This window comes from Cellulomonas sp. PS-H5 (genome assembly GCF_019265565.1).
In the GTDB taxonomy this organism is placed as follows: Bacteria; Actinomycetota; Actinomycetes; order Actinomycetales; family Cellulomonadaceae; genus Cellulomonas.
This window is the reverse complement of the sequence record NZ_JAHVCI010000029.1, coordinates 21,829-38,316: the sequence shown is the minus strand read 5'-3', so window position 1 is coordinate 38,316 and position 16,488 is coordinate 21,829. Positions and strand designations below refer to the sequence as shown.

11 protein-coding genes and 2 tRNA genes are annotated in these 16,488 nt (G+C 75.9%); 10 read left to right on the top strand and 3 right to left on the bottom strand.

Translation table 11 applies throughout. The features are described 5' to 3' along the window. Window positions 1-10 precede the first annotated feature (10 nt). The gene (locus tag J5O08_RS12325; protein WP_218707175.1) at window positions 11-2,719 is read right to left on the bottom strand and encodes an Ig-like domain-containing protein; all 2,709 of its coding nucleotides are present in this window, start codon (window positions 2,717-2,719) and stop codon (window positions 11-13) included. 267 nt (window positions 2,720-2,986) lie between these two features. Here J5O08_RS12325 and J5O08_RS12320 point away from each other — a divergent pair, with 267 nt between their 5' ends. Further along, a complete protein-coding gene (locus tag J5O08_RS12320; protein WP_308161133.1) occupies window positions 2,987-4,252 on the top strand; it encodes a threonine/serine exporter family protein in 1,266 nt (421 codons plus the stop codon). A gap of 76 nt (window positions 4,253-4,328) precedes the next feature. Continuing rightward, a tRNA-Ser gene (locus J5O08_RS12315) sits at window positions 4,329-4,417 on the top strand. Window positions 4,418-4,589: 172 nt separating this feature from the next. Here the strand turns inward: J5O08_RS12315 and J5O08_RS12310 are convergent. Next, window positions 4,590-6,584 (bottom strand): TPM domain-containing protein, encoded by a 1,995-nt coding sequence (locus tag J5O08_RS12310; protein ID WP_218707174.1) that lies wholly within the window; start codon window positions 6,582-6,584, stop codon window positions 4,590-4,592. 131 nt (window positions 6,585-6,715) lie between these two features. Between J5O08_RS12310 and J5O08_RS12305 the strand changes: the two genes are divergently transcribed. The 7 genes from J5O08_RS12305 (at window position 6,716) to J5O08_RS12275 (ending at window position 14,485) form a co-directional block, all read left to right on the top strand. Further along, complete coding sequence (locus tag J5O08_RS12305) at window positions 6,716-7,012, top strand: hypothetical protein (RefSeq protein ID WP_218707173.1); 297 nt, start codon at window positions 6,716-6,718, stop codon at window positions 7,010-7,012. Continuing rightward, a complete protein-coding gene (locus tag J5O08_RS12300; protein ID WP_218707172.1) occupies window positions 7,012-9,363 on the top strand; it encodes a hypothetical protein in 2,352 nt (783 codons plus the stop codon). The genes J5O08_RS12305 and J5O08_RS12300 overlap by 1 nt, the downstream gene beginning before the upstream one ends. Beyond that, window positions 9,360-9,935 carry a hypothetical protein gene (locus J5O08_RS12295; protein ID WP_218707170.1) on the top strand — a complete coding sequence of 192 codons (576 nt, stop codon included), beginning with the start codon at window positions 9,360-9,362 and terminating at the stop codon, window positions 9,933-9,935. The genes J5O08_RS12300 and J5O08_RS12295 overlap by 4 nt, the downstream gene beginning before the upstream one ends. 72 nt (window positions 9,936-10,007) lie before the next feature. Then, a complete protein-coding gene (locus J5O08_RS12290) occupies window positions 10,008-11,684 on the top strand; it encodes an FAD-binding dehydrogenase (protein ID WP_218707168.1) in 1,677 nt (558 codons plus the stop codon). 180 nt (window positions 11,685-11,864) lie between these two features. Continuing rightward, a complete protein-coding gene (locus tag J5O08_RS12285) occupies window positions 11,865-12,455 on the top strand; it encodes a hypothetical protein (protein WP_218707166.1) in 591 nt (196 codons plus the stop codon). 25 nt (window positions 12,456-12,480) lie between these two features. Beyond that, entirely contained in the window at window positions 12,481-13,449 is a 969-nt protein-coding gene (locus tag J5O08_RS12280; RefSeq protein WP_218707165.1) for an ATP-dependent DNA ligase, read from the top strand. 91 nt (window positions 13,450-13,540) lie between these two features. Continuing rightward, window positions 13,541-14,485 carry an ATP-dependent DNA ligase gene (locus J5O08_RS12275; protein ID WP_255589734.1) on the top strand — a complete coding sequence of 315 codons (945 nt, stop codon included), beginning with the start codon at window positions 13,541-13,543 and terminating at the stop codon, window positions 14,483-14,485. A gap of 1 nt (window position 14,486) precedes the next feature. Here the strand turns inward: J5O08_RS12275 and J5O08_RS12270 are convergent, their stop codons facing one another. Then, window positions 14,487-15,398: a DUF368 domain-containing protein gene (locus tag J5O08_RS12270; protein ID WP_218707163.1), complete on the bottom strand. Its 912-nt coding sequence runs from the start codon at window positions 15,396-15,398 to the stop codon at window positions 14,487-14,489. Between the two features lie 164 nt (window positions 15,399-15,562). On the opposite strand from J5O08_RS12270, the gene J5O08_RS12265 reads away from it, so the two are divergent. Continuing rightward, window positions 15,563-15,635: transfer RNA gene (locus J5O08_RS12265), tRNA-Arg, on the top strand. Window positions 15,636-16,488: the final 853 nt, after the last annotated feature.

The following is a 16,488-nucleotide window of genomic DNA, read 5'->3' as shown; positions in this document are numbered from 1 at the left end:
ATCGGGCGGGTCAGCGGCGGGCGTCCCGCCCGCGGATCCGGACCCGCGCCGGCCGGGACCGGAGCACGGCCACCCGCAGTGCGACGCCCGCCCCGGCCAGGCCGAGCGCCAGCACCGCGAGCTGCAGGGTGTCGGCGCCGGTGCGCGGCAGGTCGCCGGCCGCGAGCACGCCCGACCCGCCGCCCGGCGCCCCGCCGGAGCCCCCGGTCGACCCGCCGGTCCCGCCGCCGGAGCCGCCCCCGCCCCCGCCTGAGTCATCCGCGCCGGTCACCACCACGGTGACCACCGCGTCCGCGCACGCGGGCGACACGTCGGCCGCGCACACCTGGTAGGTGAACGTGTCCGTCCCAACGAACCCGGGCGCCGGCGTGTAGACCAGCACGCCGTCGACCAGCGCGACCGTGCCGTTCGCCGGCGGCACGGTGACGTCCGGCGGCAGGACCGTGCCGAGGTCGTTGGCGCCGACGTCGATCGTCACCGGCGTGCCCTGGGGCGTCGTCGCGGCGTCGTCCACCGCGACCGGGTCGACCAGCACCGTCACCAGCCCGGTGCTGCACAGCACCGGGATCCCGTCGTCGCACACCGTGTACTGGTACAGGTCGCGCCCGGCGAACCCGGGCGGCGGCGTGTAGGTGGTCGTGCCGCCGGTGAGCGTCACGGTGCCGCCCGCGGCGGTCAGGAACGTCTGCACGATCGTGACCGCGTCGCCATCGGGGTCGCTCACGGCGGGGTTGCCCGAGACGGGGGTGTCGACGGTCGTCTCGAGGGAGAGCAGCGGCGCGTCCGGTGGCTGGTTGTCCGGCCACACGTGGACCGTCACCACGGCGGTGGCGCAGTCGGTCGGGTCGTCGGGCGCGCAGGCCAGGTAGGTGAAGGAGTCCGTGCCGAGGTAGCCGGGGCCGGGGGTGTAGACGACGGACCCGGTCGCGGGGTCGACCGTGACCAGGCCGTGGTCGGGCAGGTCGACCAGCGTCGTGGACAGCACCGCGCCGGGCGGGTCGTTGGCGAGCACGTCGATGGTGACGGGCGTGTCCACGAGCGTGGTCGTCTCGTCGTCGACCGCGAGCGGGTGCACGATCAGCGTCACCGTGGCGGGGGCGCTGCACCGCACCGGGTCCTGGTTGTCGCACACCCGGTACGTGAACGAGTCCGTGCCGACGAACCCGGCGTCGGGCAGGTACCCGAACCGCCCGCCGGGCAGCAGGACCAGCCCGCCGTCGGAGGGGCCCGTCACCGTGCTGAACCGCAGCTGCAGGTCGGGGTCGGGGCTGCTCCCGGTGACGGTCGAGACGATCGGCCGGCCGACGACGGTCTCCCGCACCAGGTCGTCTGCGGTCGGCGGGTCGACGACGTCCGTCCCGGGGGTCACCTCGGTGGTCACCGTCTCGGAGCCGGCGGTGCCGTCGTTGTTCGAGGCGTCCGGGTCGGGCGTGGTCGCGGTGGCGCTCACGGTGTTGACCAGCACGCCGCTGTCGGGCGCGGCGCCGGTGACCGTCAGCGTGATCGTGGCGCCGACCGCGAGCGTGCCCAGCGACCAGGTGACCGTCGGCGGGGCGACCACCCCGCCGCCCGAGGCGGTGACGGCGGTGAGGGCGGGCGGCAGCGCGTCCGTGACGGTCACGCCCACCGCCTCGTCGGGTCCGGCGTTGGTGACGTCGATCGTGTAGGTGAGCTGTCCGCCGGGCCCGATGAAGGCCGGCCCCGTCTTGCTGACCTGCACGTCGGCGGACGCGGGCCCGACCGGGTCGGCGCAGTCCGGGGCGGGGTAGTCGGCGGGCCCCGGCACCGTGAGGGCGCGGAGGTCGACGTTGGTCACCGACCCGGCACCCGTGTCGGGGAAGGTCGCGCCGGGGACGTCGACGAAGATCGGCACGAACCCGGAGTCGCCGTCGAACCCGCCCTGCACCCCCGTCGTGCCGGCGAACACGTACCGGCCGAACCCCGTGACGGCGCCGTCGTCGGCCAGCGTGGTCGCGGTCAGGGCGGCGGTGGGCGTCTGCCGCCAGGTGCCCTGGTTGACGAAGCCGCCGCCCAGCGCGACCAGGCCGGTGCTGCTCGACCCGCCGTTGTTGGTGAACCCGCCCGACGCCTGGAGCACGCACAGGTTGGTCAGCGCGCCCGAGCCGTTCACCACCAGGTCGCCGGCGAGCGTCGCGGTGCCGGCGTTCCGGAACGGGCCGTCGACGATCGTCGTGCCCGCGGCGGTGAGCGTGCCGTTGTTGGTGAGCGACACCGGGGAGTTGAGGGTCGCGCCGCCCGGCAGCGCCAGCGTGCCGTCGTTGACGACCGTGCCGGCGGCGGGGGTGAACGCGCCCGTGATCGTGAGCGTCGCCCCCGCCGCGTTGGTCACTGTCCCGGGTCCGTTGAGCGCGAGCCCGGCGAACGTGGCCGTCCCGGCGTTGTCCAGGACGAACCCCGCGTTCACCGCGACGGACGGCATCGTCGCCGTCCCGCCCGGCGCGACGTAGATCGTGCCGGCGGCGTTGTTCACGTAGGCCGGCGCGAGCGTCGCCCCGGCGGCGACGCACAGCGTCGCGCCCGCCGGCAACGAGTTGACGCCCCCCACCTGGGTGCCGCCGGCGAGCAGGACGACCTCGCCGGCGGCGATGTCGAGCGCCGCGCCGGTCGCCCCGCCGCTGACCGTCCGGGTGGGCGCTGCGCAGTCGTCCGCGGGGGCGGCCTGCGCCGGCCCGCCGGGGACCAGGGCCGCGAGCAGCAACCCGCCCACCGCGGCGGCGGCCCACCGGCGACGCGCGCGCGGTCGCGACCCCCGTGCCGTCGCCGTCGTCGTGGCGTCCCGCCGCGCTCCGCTGCCCGACCTCGTCCGCACCGTGCCCCCGATGCCTCGTGCGCCGGCCCCCGACCAGCGCGTCCGGTCACGGTACCGACGTGTGCGCCGCCCGGCGAGGGGTGGCGGTGACGGGCCGCGCGCCACCCGGTACCGACGTCCCGCTCAGGACCGTGCCGGGCCGTCATCATGGTGCGCGTGCCGACCCAACCGACCGACGACGAGCTCGAGCTCATCCGCCAGTCCGGCGTCGCCCTGCGCGTCGGGCGGCTCAGCCTGTCCGCGGGGACGGGCTCCTACCGGGTCAAGTCGTCGATGGCCCGGATCGCCCGGGCGATCGGCGTCGACCGGCACGAGGCCCACGTGACGCTCACCGAGATCACCACGACCTCGCACCGCGGCCCGAGCTTCCGCACCGAGGTCGCCGAGGTCCGGTCCGTCGGCATCAACGCGGACCGGCTGGCCGAGCTCGAGCACCTCGCCGGGTCGCTCGCCCGGTCGGGCCGGCGCGCCACCGTCGACGAGGTGTCCGCCGAGCTCGACCGGATCGAGCGCAAGCGGCCGCTCTACCCCGACGCGGTCAACGCGCTCTGGGCGGCGGTCGCGTGCGCGGCGTTCGCGTTCCTCAACAACGGCGGCCCGGTCGAGATGGCCGGCGCGTTCGTCGCGGCCTGGCTCGGCCAGCTCACCCGGCGGCTGCTGCTGCACCGCGGGTTCAACCAGTTCGGCGTCACGATGCTGGCCGCCGCGCTGGCGTGCCTGGCGTACCTCGGGCTGGTGTCAGCCGTGCACGAGCTCGGCGCCACGGAGGTGCGGCACGCGGCGGGCTACGTCTCGGCGGTGCTGTTCCTGGTGCCGGGCTTCCCGCTGGTGACCGGGGGCCTCGACCTCGCCAAGCTCGACTTCTCCGCGGGCGTCGCCCGGCTGACCTACGCACTGATGATCCTGACCTCGGCGGCGCTCGCGGTGTGGGGCGTGTCGATCGCGGTCGGGCTGTCGCCCGACCCGGAGGCGGCGCCGGTGCTGCACTCGGGGTTGCTGCTGGTGCTGCGCATGGTCGCGAGCTTCGTCGGCGTGCTGGGCTTCGCGCTCATGTTCAACAGCCCCTGGCGGATGGCCCTGGGCGCCGCCGTCGTCGGGATGGTGGCCAACACGGGCCGGCTGTACCTGGTCGGGGAGGTCGCGCCGCAGGCGGCCGCCGCGGCCGCCGCGCTGCTCGTCGGGCTGCTCGCCGCCGTGATCGCGCCGCGGCTCGGGGTCCCGCGGATCACCGTCTCCGTCCCCGCCGTCGTGATCATGGTGCCGGGCGTCTCGGCGTACCGGTCGGTGTTCTACCTGTCGAACGGCGACACCACCCAGGCCCTGGCGTACGGCGTCCAGGCGGGTCTGGTGGTCGTCGCGCTGTCGGTCGGGCTGGCCGTCGCGCGGATGCTGACCGACCGTGAGTGGGGCTTCGAGCACTGACCCGACGCGCGCCGCGGGCCGCCCGCGGGGGCCGCTTTGCCGGGTGCCCGGGACGCCCGGTACTGTGTCGCAGTCTGGAGACGTCGCATAGCCAGGTCTAGTGCGCGACCCTGCTAAGGTCGTGAAGGGGCAACCCTTCCGTGGGTTCAAATCCCACCGTCTCCGCTTCCACGAGGGCCCGGTCATGGCGACCGGGCCCTCGTCGCGTCCGCCGTGCGCGCTGCGGTGAGGTCGGCACTCGTCGGTGAGGTCGTCACGTACCAGTGACGACTTCACCAGGACGTGACGACCTCGGTGCCCGTGCCGGCGCCCCTCCCGCGCGCACGCGCGCCGCGCGTCAGAAGCGCCCGCCACCGCCCCGGCGGCCGCCGCCCGAGCGGCTGCCGCTCGACCGCGAGCCCCCGGACCGACCGCTCGACCGGCTGCTCCCGGACCGGCCGCCGCCGGACCACCCGCCCGACCGCCGCGCACCGCCCGACCGGCTGCTCGACCCGCCGCCGCCCGACGACCACGACCAGGACCACGACGACGACCCGCCCGACGACCAGGACGGCCCGTCGTCCGCCGCCTCGGCCCGCCGCCGCGCGGACTCGATGTCCGCCAGAGCCGCGCGCTGCGCCTCCTCGGCCCGCTCCGCGGCGGCCCGCAGCACGCGGAGCGCCGTGACGGGGCCGCTCGCGGCCGCCGCCTCGCCCTGCGCGGTCAGGCGCGCGGCCTCCGCCAGCCGCGTGCGGGTCGCGGCGCCGATCGACCAGCGGCCGCGCGCGATCGTCGACTCGACCCCGGCGATGCGGGCGCGCGCCGTCGCCGTCGCCTGCGGCAGCCGCTCCTGGGCGTGGGCGCGGGCGGCCTCGGTCTCGCGCAGAGGGTCCAGCACCCCGTCGAGCGCGCGCTCGGCCTCCGTGAGCGCGCCGAGCACGGCGAGCGGGTCCTGTCCGGCCTCCGCGGACCCGGCACGGTCGCGCGCCCGCCCCGCGGCGGCCACGACCTCCGCGAGGCCCGGCACGTCGAACCGCCGGGCGTCGACGAGGTCGGCGTCGATCTCCGCGACGACCGCGGCGATCGCCTGGGGCGCCGTCCCCAGGTCGGCCGCGCGCCGGTCGAGGGCGTCGAGCACCGCGACCGCGCGGTCGAGCGCCGTCCGAGCCTCGCGGGCGTGCGCCACGGCGGCCGCCCGGTCGGTGTCGATCACCGCCAGGCCGGCGCCCGCCTCGGTGCCCGCGCGCGCCGCGAGCGTCGCCGCGTCGGCGAGCACGCCCGTCACGTCCGCGGTCGCCGACAGCGCGTACCGGGGGCGGATCGCGTCCCACACCGCCCCGGTCTCCCCGGCCCGCACGGCCGCGGCCGTGGCCGCGTCGCGCACCTCCGCCAGGTCCTCGGGCGCGCGCTCGTGCAGCGTCCGGAGCGCCACGAGGGGCTCCCGCTGGGCCGCGAGCACCTGCTCGACCCGCGTGCAGCCGTCGAGGACCGCGTACGCCAGGCTGGTGCGCCGGGCGTCGGTGTCGTGCTCGTCGTCGTCCAGCAGCTGCCGCGACCGGAACGCCTCGGCCAGCAGCTCGCGGGCCTGCGCGAGCGCGGAGGCGAACGGCGCCGCCGCCTCGGCCCCGAACTGCGCCTCGGCGAACGCCACCTCCTGCGCGGCCGCGGCCACGGCGTCGTCGGTGGCGACGAGGGCACGCGAGGACCGCTCGTCGAGCGCGTCCAGCTCCGCAGCGGCGCGGTCCGCCGCGCGGCGGTGCCGCACCACCCGCGCCACCCCGTAGCCGAGCAGCGCCAGCGCGCCGAGGACGAGCAGCACCCGCAGCACGATCGTCCCCGCGCCCGCCGGCGGGTTCGCCGCCCGCTCGTAGCCCTCCGCCGCCGCGACGGCCGCGCCCGCCCAGTCGTCGTCGCGGAGCGCCGGCTCGATGTCGTCCTGCTCCACCCGGGTCAGCGCGTCGTCGGTCAGCGCGATGTCACCGTCGACGGACACCTGGTACCGGCGGTCGTCGACCGCGACGGCCAGCAGGATGTCGTCCCTCCCCAGGCCGGACGCCTCGGCGGTGGCGTCCGCCCACGCGCGGTTTCCCAGGCCGTCGAACGAGTCCACGTAGACGACGAACAGCTGGTACGGCGAGGCCTCCGCCAGCCCGGCGAGCGCGTCGGCGACCCGGGCCTCGTCCGCCGGCGAGAGCACGTCCGCCGGGTCGGTGACGGCCGTGGGGAGGTCGAGCGGCGGGTCCGCGACGGCGGGCGCCGCACCGGGACCGGCGGCGAGCAGGACGGCGGACGCGACGGCGGCGACGGCGGCACCGGCGCGCGCGAGGCGGGCGGGTCGGCGATGGCGGGGCATGCGGGCTCCGGGCGTTCGTGCGGGTGGCGGGCACCACCCGGGTGGGCGACGGCGTCCCCAGTGTGGCGTGCGCGACGGTCGTTTCCCCCTACTCTCGTCGGTGGATCACGACGTCAGCAGGGGGAGAGGCCGTGGGAGAGATCGACACGGCGGCCGTTCGCGCGGCCGCCGGCACCATCGAGTCCGTCGCGAGCACCGTGCGGCAGCACGTCCCTTCGGAGGTGGGCGACATCGCCGCCGCCCTCGCGGGGAGCGCCAGCGCCGGCGCGGGGTCGGCTCTGGCCGCCGCCTGGTCCGACGCCTACACCCGCTGGGCGACGAGCGCCGATGCGCAGGCGGAGTCGATGCGCTCCGCGGCCGGGAGCTGGACGTCGACGAACGACGGCGTCGCCACCCGGTTCGACCGCCTCGGGCCGGTGCCGTCCTGATGGTCTCCCCGTCCCAGCTCGCCTCCTGGCAGCCCGCCCGCCTGTCCGAGATCGCGGAGGCGGTCGTCGGGCACCGCCGCAGCCTCACCGGCCTGCACGACGACCTCGACGCCGGGCGGCCGCCCGCCTCCTGGACCTTCGAGGACGCCACCGCCGCGCGCACCGAGCACGACCGGCTGTCGAGCGCGCTCGCCACCCAGGTCGCCGAGACCACGGGCGTGATCGAGGCGCTCGACGCGGCGGCGACGTCGCTCGCCGCCGCCAAGGAGCTGCTCCAGGGCGCCATGCGCCGCGGCGGCTACAACGGCCTGCACATCGACCACGCGACCGGGGCGGTCAGCATCGCGCGGACCTTCGACGACGAGGACGAGCTCGCCTACGCCCGCACCGTCCAGCAGGAGGTCGCCGAGCAGATCGAGACGGCGCTCGCCGACGCGGCCGCCGCCGACCAGGCCCTCGCCGCCGCGCTCACCGCCGCCGCGACCACCGACGTCAACGACATCGGCAGCCTCGCGGACCAGCAGGCGCTGCTCGACTTCCAGGCCAAGAGCCCGGCGGACCAGGTCCGGTACCTGCTCGACCACCCGGAGGCGTACGCGCTGCTCGGCGAGCACCTGTCGCCCGAGGTCAAGGCGGGGCTGGGCGCCGAGGTGGCCGACGGCCTCGACCGCATGGCCCAGGACCCGCAGGCCTTCGGCGACGCCGACACCGTCGCGCGGTACACCGCGCTGCTCGGCGCGCTCGGCGACGACCCCGACGTCATGGCGCCGATGTACCGGCGGCTGGGCGCGGACGGCCTGCTCGGCACCTACGACGGCCTGGCCTCGTTCATGGGCTTCTCGGACGACCCGAACCTCGCGACGCTCGCCGGCGAGCTCCGCTCCGGCCTCCAGGTCGCGACCCGGGCCGAGGGCTTCGACGGCGAGGCCTTCGGCCAGGAGCTCGTCCAGCTCGCCACCCGCACCGCGGACGGCGACACGATGGACGCCTACTTCGACACCTACCCGAGCAGCCCGCTGCACGCCGCCGTGCTCGACTACCTCATGCGGGACGGCGACTACGGCGAGGACTTCGTCCGCGGGGTGGCCTGGCAGCTCGACGAGTTCGAGCGGACCGTGGACCCGCAGCTCGTGCAGAGCTGGATGCACCACACCGGCGACGGGTCGCCGCTCAACGGGCTCGACGCGGAGCCCGGGTCGCTGCTCGGCCGGACGCCGGACCCCATGGGCGCGACGATGGGGCAGCTCGGGAAGCACCCGGCGCTCGGGCTGGAGTTCTTCTCCGACGGCGACGGCGACGGCGAGGAGCGGGCCGAGTTCTACTTCGCGGAGCGGGACTGGAGCCGCGACGGGTTCCAGGGCATCGCGGAGGCGGCGCTCGGGATCGGTACGGATCCCGCGAACATCGAGAACGCGGGCGAGGACACCGGGATGCTGGTCTCCCGGTTCTTCGACCTGCTGCCGGACAACCCGCGGTTCGACGCCGACCACGCGGCGGCGGGCGCCGAGCCGGTCGCGGACCTCCTCAAGCACTACATGCCGGCGGTGGAGTCGGCCCTGCGCGACGAGGGCAGCGCCGACCTGGGTGCGCGGCTGCGCGACATCGACACCAAGCCGTACCTGGGGTCGTTCACGCACTACCCCGTGCTCGACTTCGACGACCTGGACGGGCTGCTCAAGGTCGCGCTCAGCACCGAGGACGGCATGGCCCGGATCGCCGAGGGCGTGGCCGGCTACCGCCAGGTCCAGCTGACGAACTTCGCGATGCAGCACCCGGACGGCGCCGGGTCCGCCGAGATGGGCACGATCCTGGCGGACAGCGCCCGGCTCGAGGGGCTCATGCAGGGCGCGGTGGGCGCCATCGCCATCGACGGGGCGGTGTCCCGGGACCAGCAGGTGGCGGCGTTCACCGGCCTGGTGTCCGAGGCGGCCGGGCTGCTCCCGGTCCCGTACGCGGACGAGATGGGCGATGTCGTCGGCGACCTGGGCAAGAAGGCCTGGGAGACCGCCTGGGGTCACGTGCAGGAGATCCCCTCGGACCGCATCACGGAGACCTTCGGCAACTACGAGGACAGCACGCGGGCCGAGCAGGCACGGGAGGCCCAGGTCGGCCGCTCCCGCATGGTGATCACCACGTACCTGTCGCTCGCGGAGGCGGGGGTCGTCGAGGTGCCGGAGAACATGCGGGACACCTGGATGCCCGGTGGGCGGCTTATCTCGCTGGAGAGCATCCCGCCCGAGCAGTTCCAGGCGTTCCGCTCGGAGGCGGGTGACGCGCTCGGGCAGGTGCTCGACGTGGCGACGCTGGAGCTCACCTACAAGGACCCGATGACGGCGTGGGAGCCGCGGTGACGCACCGACGGCCGGCACTGGTCGTCGCGGGCGCGGTGGTCGTCGCGGCGCTCGCAGCGTGCTCGGCGGACCCGGTGCTGCTCGACGGGGACGACTTCCCCGGCGTCGAGGAGACGACCCAGAACACCCGGTCGGGCAACGTCCCGGGGCCGACGTGGTGCGACGGCATGGCGGCGGACACCGTCGCCGCGCCGAGCTCGCCCGGGACGGTCCTCGATCTCGGCGACCGCGGGACGGCCGGGGCGGTGATCATCGACCGCTCCGCGGACGGCCTCGGCTCCGACCAGGTCCTCGCGCAGCTCCAGGGACAGGCGGACGCGTGCGCCGACTCCTCCGTGGCCGAGCAGGGCTCGGTCATCGAGCCGCTGACCGGGCTGGGTGACGGGGCGATCGGCTGGACCACCCGGCGCGTCGACGGGGAGTGGGGCGAGTACGTGCTGGTCCCTCTGGACGAGTGGCGGCTGCTCGCGGTCGGGTTCTCGACGACGCAGGACGCGGCACCGGTGGACCTCGACGACCTGGTCGACCGGGCGACGGCGGGCGCCGAGCAGTTCCCGCCCGCGGAGGGCTGACCCCACCCGCCCCGCTACAGTCGCCCCAGCCGGTGCCGCGACGGGGCGACGCCGCGAGCGGGGGTGTGGCGCGTGGACGCGGACGTCATCGTGGTGGGCGGCGGCCTGGCCGGGCTGGTCGCCGCCGACGAGCTGGTGCGGGCCGGCCGCCGGGTGGTGCTCGTCGAGCAGGAGAGCCCGGCGAACCTCGGCGGTCAGGCCTGGTGGTCGTTCGGCGGGATCTTCCTGGTCGACAGCCCGATGCAGCGCCGGTTCGGCGTCCGGGACTCGGTCGACCTGGCGTGGCGGGACTGGCAGGGCACCGCCGGCTGGGACCGGCTCGACGGCGACCTGCCCGAGGACGCCTGGGCCGTGCGCTGGGGCCGGGCGTTCGTCGAGTTCGCCGCCGGGGACGCGCTTCCGTGGCTGCGGGAGCGCGGGGTGCGGTTCACGCCGGTCGTCGGCTGGGCCGAGCGCGGCGACGGCCTGCCGGGCGGGCACGGCAACTCGGTGCCGCGGTTCCACGTGCCGTGGGGGAGCGGGACCGGGATCAGCGAGCCGTTCGCGGACCGGGTGCGGGGGGCGGCGGCGGACGGGCGGCTCACGCTGCGGTTCCGGCACCGGGTGGACGGGCTCGTGCGCACGGAGGGCGCGGTGACCGGTGTGCACGGCGCGGTCCTGGCCGACGACGACGCCCCGCGCGGGATGCGGACCAACCGCGACGTGGTCGGCGACTTCGCGCTCACCGCCCAGGCGGTGGTGCTCGCGACGGGCGGCATCGGCGGCGACCACGACCGGGTGCGCCGCTGGTGGCCCGACCGGCTCGGCACCCCGCCGCGCACGATGCTCACCGGCGTGCCTGCGTCGGTCGACGGCCGGATGCTCGACATCGCCGCCGCCGACGGCGTGCGCCTGGTGAACCGGGACCGGATGTGGCACTACACCGAGGGCATCGCGAACTGGGCGCCGGTGTGGCCGGGGCACGGCATCCGGATCCTGCCCGGCCCGTCGTCGCTGTGGTTCGACGCGCTGGGCCGTCGGCTGCCGCCGCCCGGGCTGCCCGGGCACGACACCGTCGGGACGCTCCGCCTGCTCCGCGCCGACCCCGACCTGCAGCCGTACGACCACTCCTGGTTCGTGCTCACCCAGAAGGTGATCGAGAAGGAGTTCGCTCTGTCCGGCTCCGAGCAGAACCCCGACATCACCCGGCGCGACTACCGGCTGCTGCTCCGGACCCGGCTCGGCCGCGGAGCGCCCGGGCCCGTCGAGGCGTTCAAGGAGCGCGGGGAGGACTTCGTCGTCGCGGGGACGCTGCGTGAGCTCGTGGCGGGGATGAACGCGCTGACCGCGGAGCCGCTGCTCGACCCCGCCGGGATCGAGCGCCAGGTCCGGGAGCGGGACGGGCAGCTGACGAACCCGTTCGCGAAGGACGCGCAGGTGCAGAGCATCCGGAACGCGCGGCGGTACCGCGGCGACCGGCTGCTGCGGGTCGCCCGGCCGCACCGGGTGCTGGACCCGGACGCGGGACCGCTGATCGGGGTGCGGCTGCGGGTGATCACCCGCAAGACGCTCGGGGGGATCCAGACCGACCTCGACGGCCGGGCGCTCGGGACGGACGGCGCGCCGGTGCCCGGGCTGTACGCGGCAGGGGAGGCGGCCGGGTTCGGCGGCGGCGGCGCGCACGGGTACCGGGCGCTGGAGGGGACCTTCCTCGGCGGGTGCCTGCTGACCGGCCGCACCGCGGGGAGGGCGGCGGCGGCTGCGCTCTGACCGCGCAGCGTCCGGGTCGCTGCCACCTACACGTGGCCGGCGCCCCAGGTGGCGGCCTGAGCGGACCCCTCAACGCCCCCCGACCCTTCCGGCTGAGTGGTGCGACCGCCGTAGCGTCGACGACGTCGCGGCGTGCCGGTGACACGATCCGGCGCCGCACGACGAAGGGAGTGGGGGAACGTGCGGAGGCTGGTGTCGCGGGTGGTCGCTGCGGCGATCGCGCTGACGGTCGGGGGCGTGCTCGGCGCCGGCGCGCTCGGCGCGTCGAGCGCCCTGCCGACCGCGGGCGTCGACCTGCGCGCGGGGGCCGGCGGCCGTGTGGCGGTGCCCGTCCCGGCACCCGGCGGCTCCTCGACGTTCCACATCACCGCGCGCCCGGTGCCCGGCGCGCCCTCCGCCCTCACGCTCGTGCTGGAGGAGGCCGCCGGGCCCGCCGACGCGCACCTCGAGCTCACCCTGAGCGACGACACCGGCGCGGTGCTGGCCGCGGGTAGCACGCAGGGCCTGCGCGGCGCCCGGGTGGCGCTCGGACCGGTGGGGGACGAGCCGGTGACGGTGCACGGCACCGCGACCCTGCCCGACTCGGCGCCCGCGACGTCGGCGGGCGGCACGGTCGCGCTCGGGGTGCGGCTCGCCGCCGCCCCCGACGGCGCCCGGTGGTCGCCCGGCACCGGGGACCACGCCCCGGGCGGGAACGGCACCGGGGCCTCGGCGCGCGTGGTCCGCACCGTGCCGACGCTGCCGGTGGCCCGCCCGGTCACGAGCACCTGATCCGACACGACCCGAGGAGACGCCCGTGCGCCACCTGCGCGAGGAGCCCGTCGAGCTCGCCCTGGCCGCTCCGGTCCGGGCCATCGGCGACACCCACGGGCTGCCCGGCGGCACGGTCTGGGAGCCGAAGTGGGACGGCATGCGGGTGCTGGCGCTCGCGGACGGCGCCGCGACCGCCCTGCGCTCCCGGCACGGCGAGGACCTCACCCTGGCGTTCCCCGAGGTGGTCGCCGCGGTCGCGGCGCACGTCCCGGCGGGCACCGTGCTGGACGGCGAGCTCGCGGTGCGCCGGGGCGGGCGGCTGGACTTCGGGGCGCTGCAGCACCGGCTCGCGACCAGGCGGGCGGCGGGGTACGCAGCGCGGCACGCCCCGGCGGAGTACCTCGCGTTCGACCTGCTGGTGCGCGAGCACGTCGACGTGCGGGAGCAGCCGTTCCTGGACCGACGGCGCGCGCTCGCCGAGCTCGGGGCGTCCTGGCCGGACGCCCTGCTGCTGTCGCCGCTGACCGCGGACGCCGACGTGGCGGCCGGCTGGTTCCGCGACCTCGCGGGCACCGGCGTGGACGGGCTCGTCGCCAAGGGCCTCGACCAGCCGTACCGCGGCGGGGTCCGCCGCGACTGGCTCAAGGTCAAGCACCGCTCGGCCGTCGACCTCGTGGCGACCGCCGTGACCGGACCGGTGGACCAGCCGGACGCCGTCCTCCTCGCACTCCCCGCGGGAGGGGAGCTGGTGCCCGTCGGTCGCTCGGGGTCGGTCGGCGCCGTCGCGGCCCTGGGGCTCGCACGGGTCCTGACGCCTGTGCCGAGCGGCGGCGCGCCCGCCGATCCGGGGCCCTCCGTGGCGACGGCGATCGTCCCGTTGGTCGTCGAGGTCTCGGCGGACCTGCGCTGGTCCCGCGGCGCCCTCGCCCGGCCGGCGCAGTTCCTGCGCGCGCGACCCGAGCTGCACCCGGACGAGGTGGACCCGGAACCCGCCGGGAGCCCCCACGCCTGACCGCGAGCCCCGACCTCACCCGTCCGAACGAAATCGGACGAAACGCCACATATCCGGAGGAAAGCGGGCGTACAGTTCGCGCGTGGCCCGAATGCCGGACGACCCCAGCGGTCTCGCCCTGGCGCGCCCCGTCCCCGGGCTCGACGACACTGTCGGCCTGCCCGGCGGCACCGCGTGGGAGCCGAAGTGGGACGGCATGCGGCTGCTCGCGCTCGCCGACGGCCCGCGGACCCTGCTCCGCTCCCGGCACGGCGCCGACCTGACGCACGACTTCCCCGAGGTGACGGACGCGGTGGCCCGGCTCGTGCCCGCGGGCACCGTGCTGGACGGCGAGCTCGTCGTCCGCAGCGCCGGACAGGTCGACTTCGGTGCCCTGCAGCGCCGGGCCGGCGCCGCGCAGCCGGGCGCGTTCGCCGCCACCCTGCCGGGCGAGTTCATCGTGTTCGACGTCATCCAGCGCGAGCACGTGGACCTCCGGCCGCAGCCCTTCATCGAGCGGCGCATCGCCCTCGAGGAGCTCGCCGCCGCTTGGGTCGGCCCGTTGTCCACCTCGCCGCTCACCGGCGACGCCGGTCTGGCCGCGCGCTGGTTCCGGGACCTCGCGGGGCTGGGCGTCGACGGCCTCGTCGCGAAGGGTCTCGACCAGCCCTACCGACCCGGCACCCGCGAGTGGCGCAAGGTCAAGCACCGCTCCGTCGTCGACCTCGTGGCCACGGCCGTCACCGGGTCCGCAGCGCAGCCGGGCGCCCTGCTGCTCGCGCTGCCCGTCGACGGCGAGCTGGTGCCCGTCGGGCGGTCGGGCTCGCTCGGGCTCGCGGCGGGGCTCGCGCTCGGGCGGCTCGTCACCCCGCTCGGCCCGCCCGGCGGCGCGACGTCGGCCATCGCGACCCGGATCGCCCCGCTGGTCGTCGAGGTGTCCGCCGACGTGCCGTGGGCCGACGGCGCCCTGGCGCGGCCGGCGCAGTTCCTGCGGGCGCGGCCGGAGCTGCACCCGGTCGAGGTGGCGGCGGGCGCCGTGCTCGTGGGCTGCGGCTGACTCAGCCCGCGTCGGGCAGCGAGCGGGATCGCCGCTCGGCCGCGACCAGCCCGAGCACGACCGCCGCGCCCACCGCGAACGCCGCCACGGCCAGGCCGACCTGGTCGCCCGGCGCCAGCAACGTCCGGTCATCGTCCTGCCACGGCCACAGCGCGCGCAGCGCCCCGGCCATCACGCCGGAGAGCAGCACCAGCGTCGGGCGCCGCTTGTGCTCCAGCAGCCACTGCAGCGCCTTCACGAAGCACGCGAGGCCGAGGACGATCCCGGCGAGGAACACGGCGACGTAGCCCCAGTCCCGGTCGTTCAGCGCCGCGAGCGTGGGCTGGTACAGCCCGAACGTCAGCAGAAGGAACGACCCGGACGTCCCGGGCAGCGCCAGCGCGCACGCGGCGACGGCCGCGGCGACCAGCACCACCGGGTAGGTGGGGCTCAGGTGCTGCGGCGGCAGCCCGACGAGCAGGAACACCGCGGCTGCGACGACCAGCGCCCGCGTCACCTCGCCCGCCGACCACCGCGCGCCGGCCATCCGCACCGGCACCACCAGTGCCGCCGCCGTCATGCCGAGGAACAGGCCGTAGAGAGGGACGGGGTGCTCCTCCAGCAGCGGCGCGATGAACCGCACCGTGATCAGCAGCCCCGGCACCATGCCGATGAGCAACGGCACGATGACCGACCACCGCACCTTCCGGAGCTCCGCGCGGGCGCGGACGCGGTCGGTCGCGGCCAGGCGCAGCGCGGAGATCGCGTGCCCGGCGCCGGTGACGGCGGTCTCGTAGACGCCGGTGACCAGGGCGACGGTGCCGCCGCTGATGCCGGGCAGGGCCTCGGCGGCGCCGACGAGGGCGCCACGGGTCAGGGACCAGGGGGTCGAGGCGGAGCGGGACGTGGTGGCGGCGGGGGCGTCGTCAGGCACCCGGCGACGGTACGTGGCGTGGGGGCGCCGAGGCCAGGCGGCGGGGTACCTACGCAACGTGCGCGGGGGCCGTCCCCGGCCGGGTGTGGCCGGGCGCACGTCGGTCCGGTTTGGGCAAGGGGCGGTGCGACCTGTACTCTCTTTAACGGCCCTCCGGGGCCGATGCGCCCGTAGCTCAATGGATAGAGCATCTGACTACGGATCAGAAGGTTGGGGGTTCGAGTCCCTCCGGGCGCACAGCGCAGAGCCCCTGTCCGACATCGTCGGGCGGGGGCTTCCTGCTTGCCCGTACGCGATCCACCGGTACGGCACGCCGGTCCTCAGCGCCCACATCTTGATGAACGCGGCCCGCGGCGGCGCGCCCTTGTCGTGAGACCACCGGCTGCAGGTCTCACCCGCGGCGCCGCGCAGAAGCGCTACGGCGACGACCGACTGCTGTAACTAGCCACCCCTCCGTGCGCTCATCCTGAGTACTCGAAGAGCGTGAGAGTTTTGTCCACAGATGTGTCCACAGGCCACGCCCGGAGGCCATTTGTGGCGCTGACCTGCGGCCTCGTCCTCTGCAAACTACACGCGTGTAAGTCCAATCCCTGTGGTCACTTATAGAAGTCTGTCGGTCGATCTAGGATGGCACCAGCACCTCGCCTGAACTTCTGTCACGCAGTACTAGGACCCGCTGTACGAGGGCCCTCAAGACCTCGGCAGAGGAGAGGGGGGAGGTGGTGGCGATGCCCAGACAACCGCCTAGGCACCGTCGAAGACGCGAGGCCTCAGAGACGCGAACGACCGGCAGAACGGGGAAGGTGGCAGCCTTCGTGATCCCGTTCGTACCGGTCGTCGTGGAGGTACTTCGCGTCGTGCGTGAACTCGTGAGCTGAGTCCGCAACCGCGAGGCGTTCCCGTCGGTGCCCTACGGTGCCGACGGGGCCGTCTCCGCGGCATACGCCGGGGAAATGTCCCTGGTATCAGGATGCTAGCACCGCAGCGTGCTAGGCGTACGCGGCCGCCTGCGGGAAATGTAGAGCGTCTTGCCTGCGGAATGACAGCCTCGGGGAGCTGCCCCGGGAGCCTCCCGGCGGACCTGCGACCA

What these genes read in the sequence shown, in the direction of transcription:
- J5O08_RS12275 (WP_255589734.1), top strand. Translation starts at nt 13,541, where the DNA reads ATGCCGGACGACCCCAGCGGTCTCGCCCTGGCGCGCCCCGTCCCCGGG.
- J5O08_RS12300 (WP_218707172.1), top strand. Translation starts at nt 7,012, where the DNA reads ATGGTCTCCCCGTCCCAGCTCGCCTCCTGGCAGCCCGCCCGCCTGTCC.
- J5O08_RS12310 (WP_218707174.1), bottom strand. Translation starts at nt 6,584, where the DNA reads ATGCCCCGCCATCGCCGACCCGCCCGCCTCGCGCGCGCCGGTGCCGCC.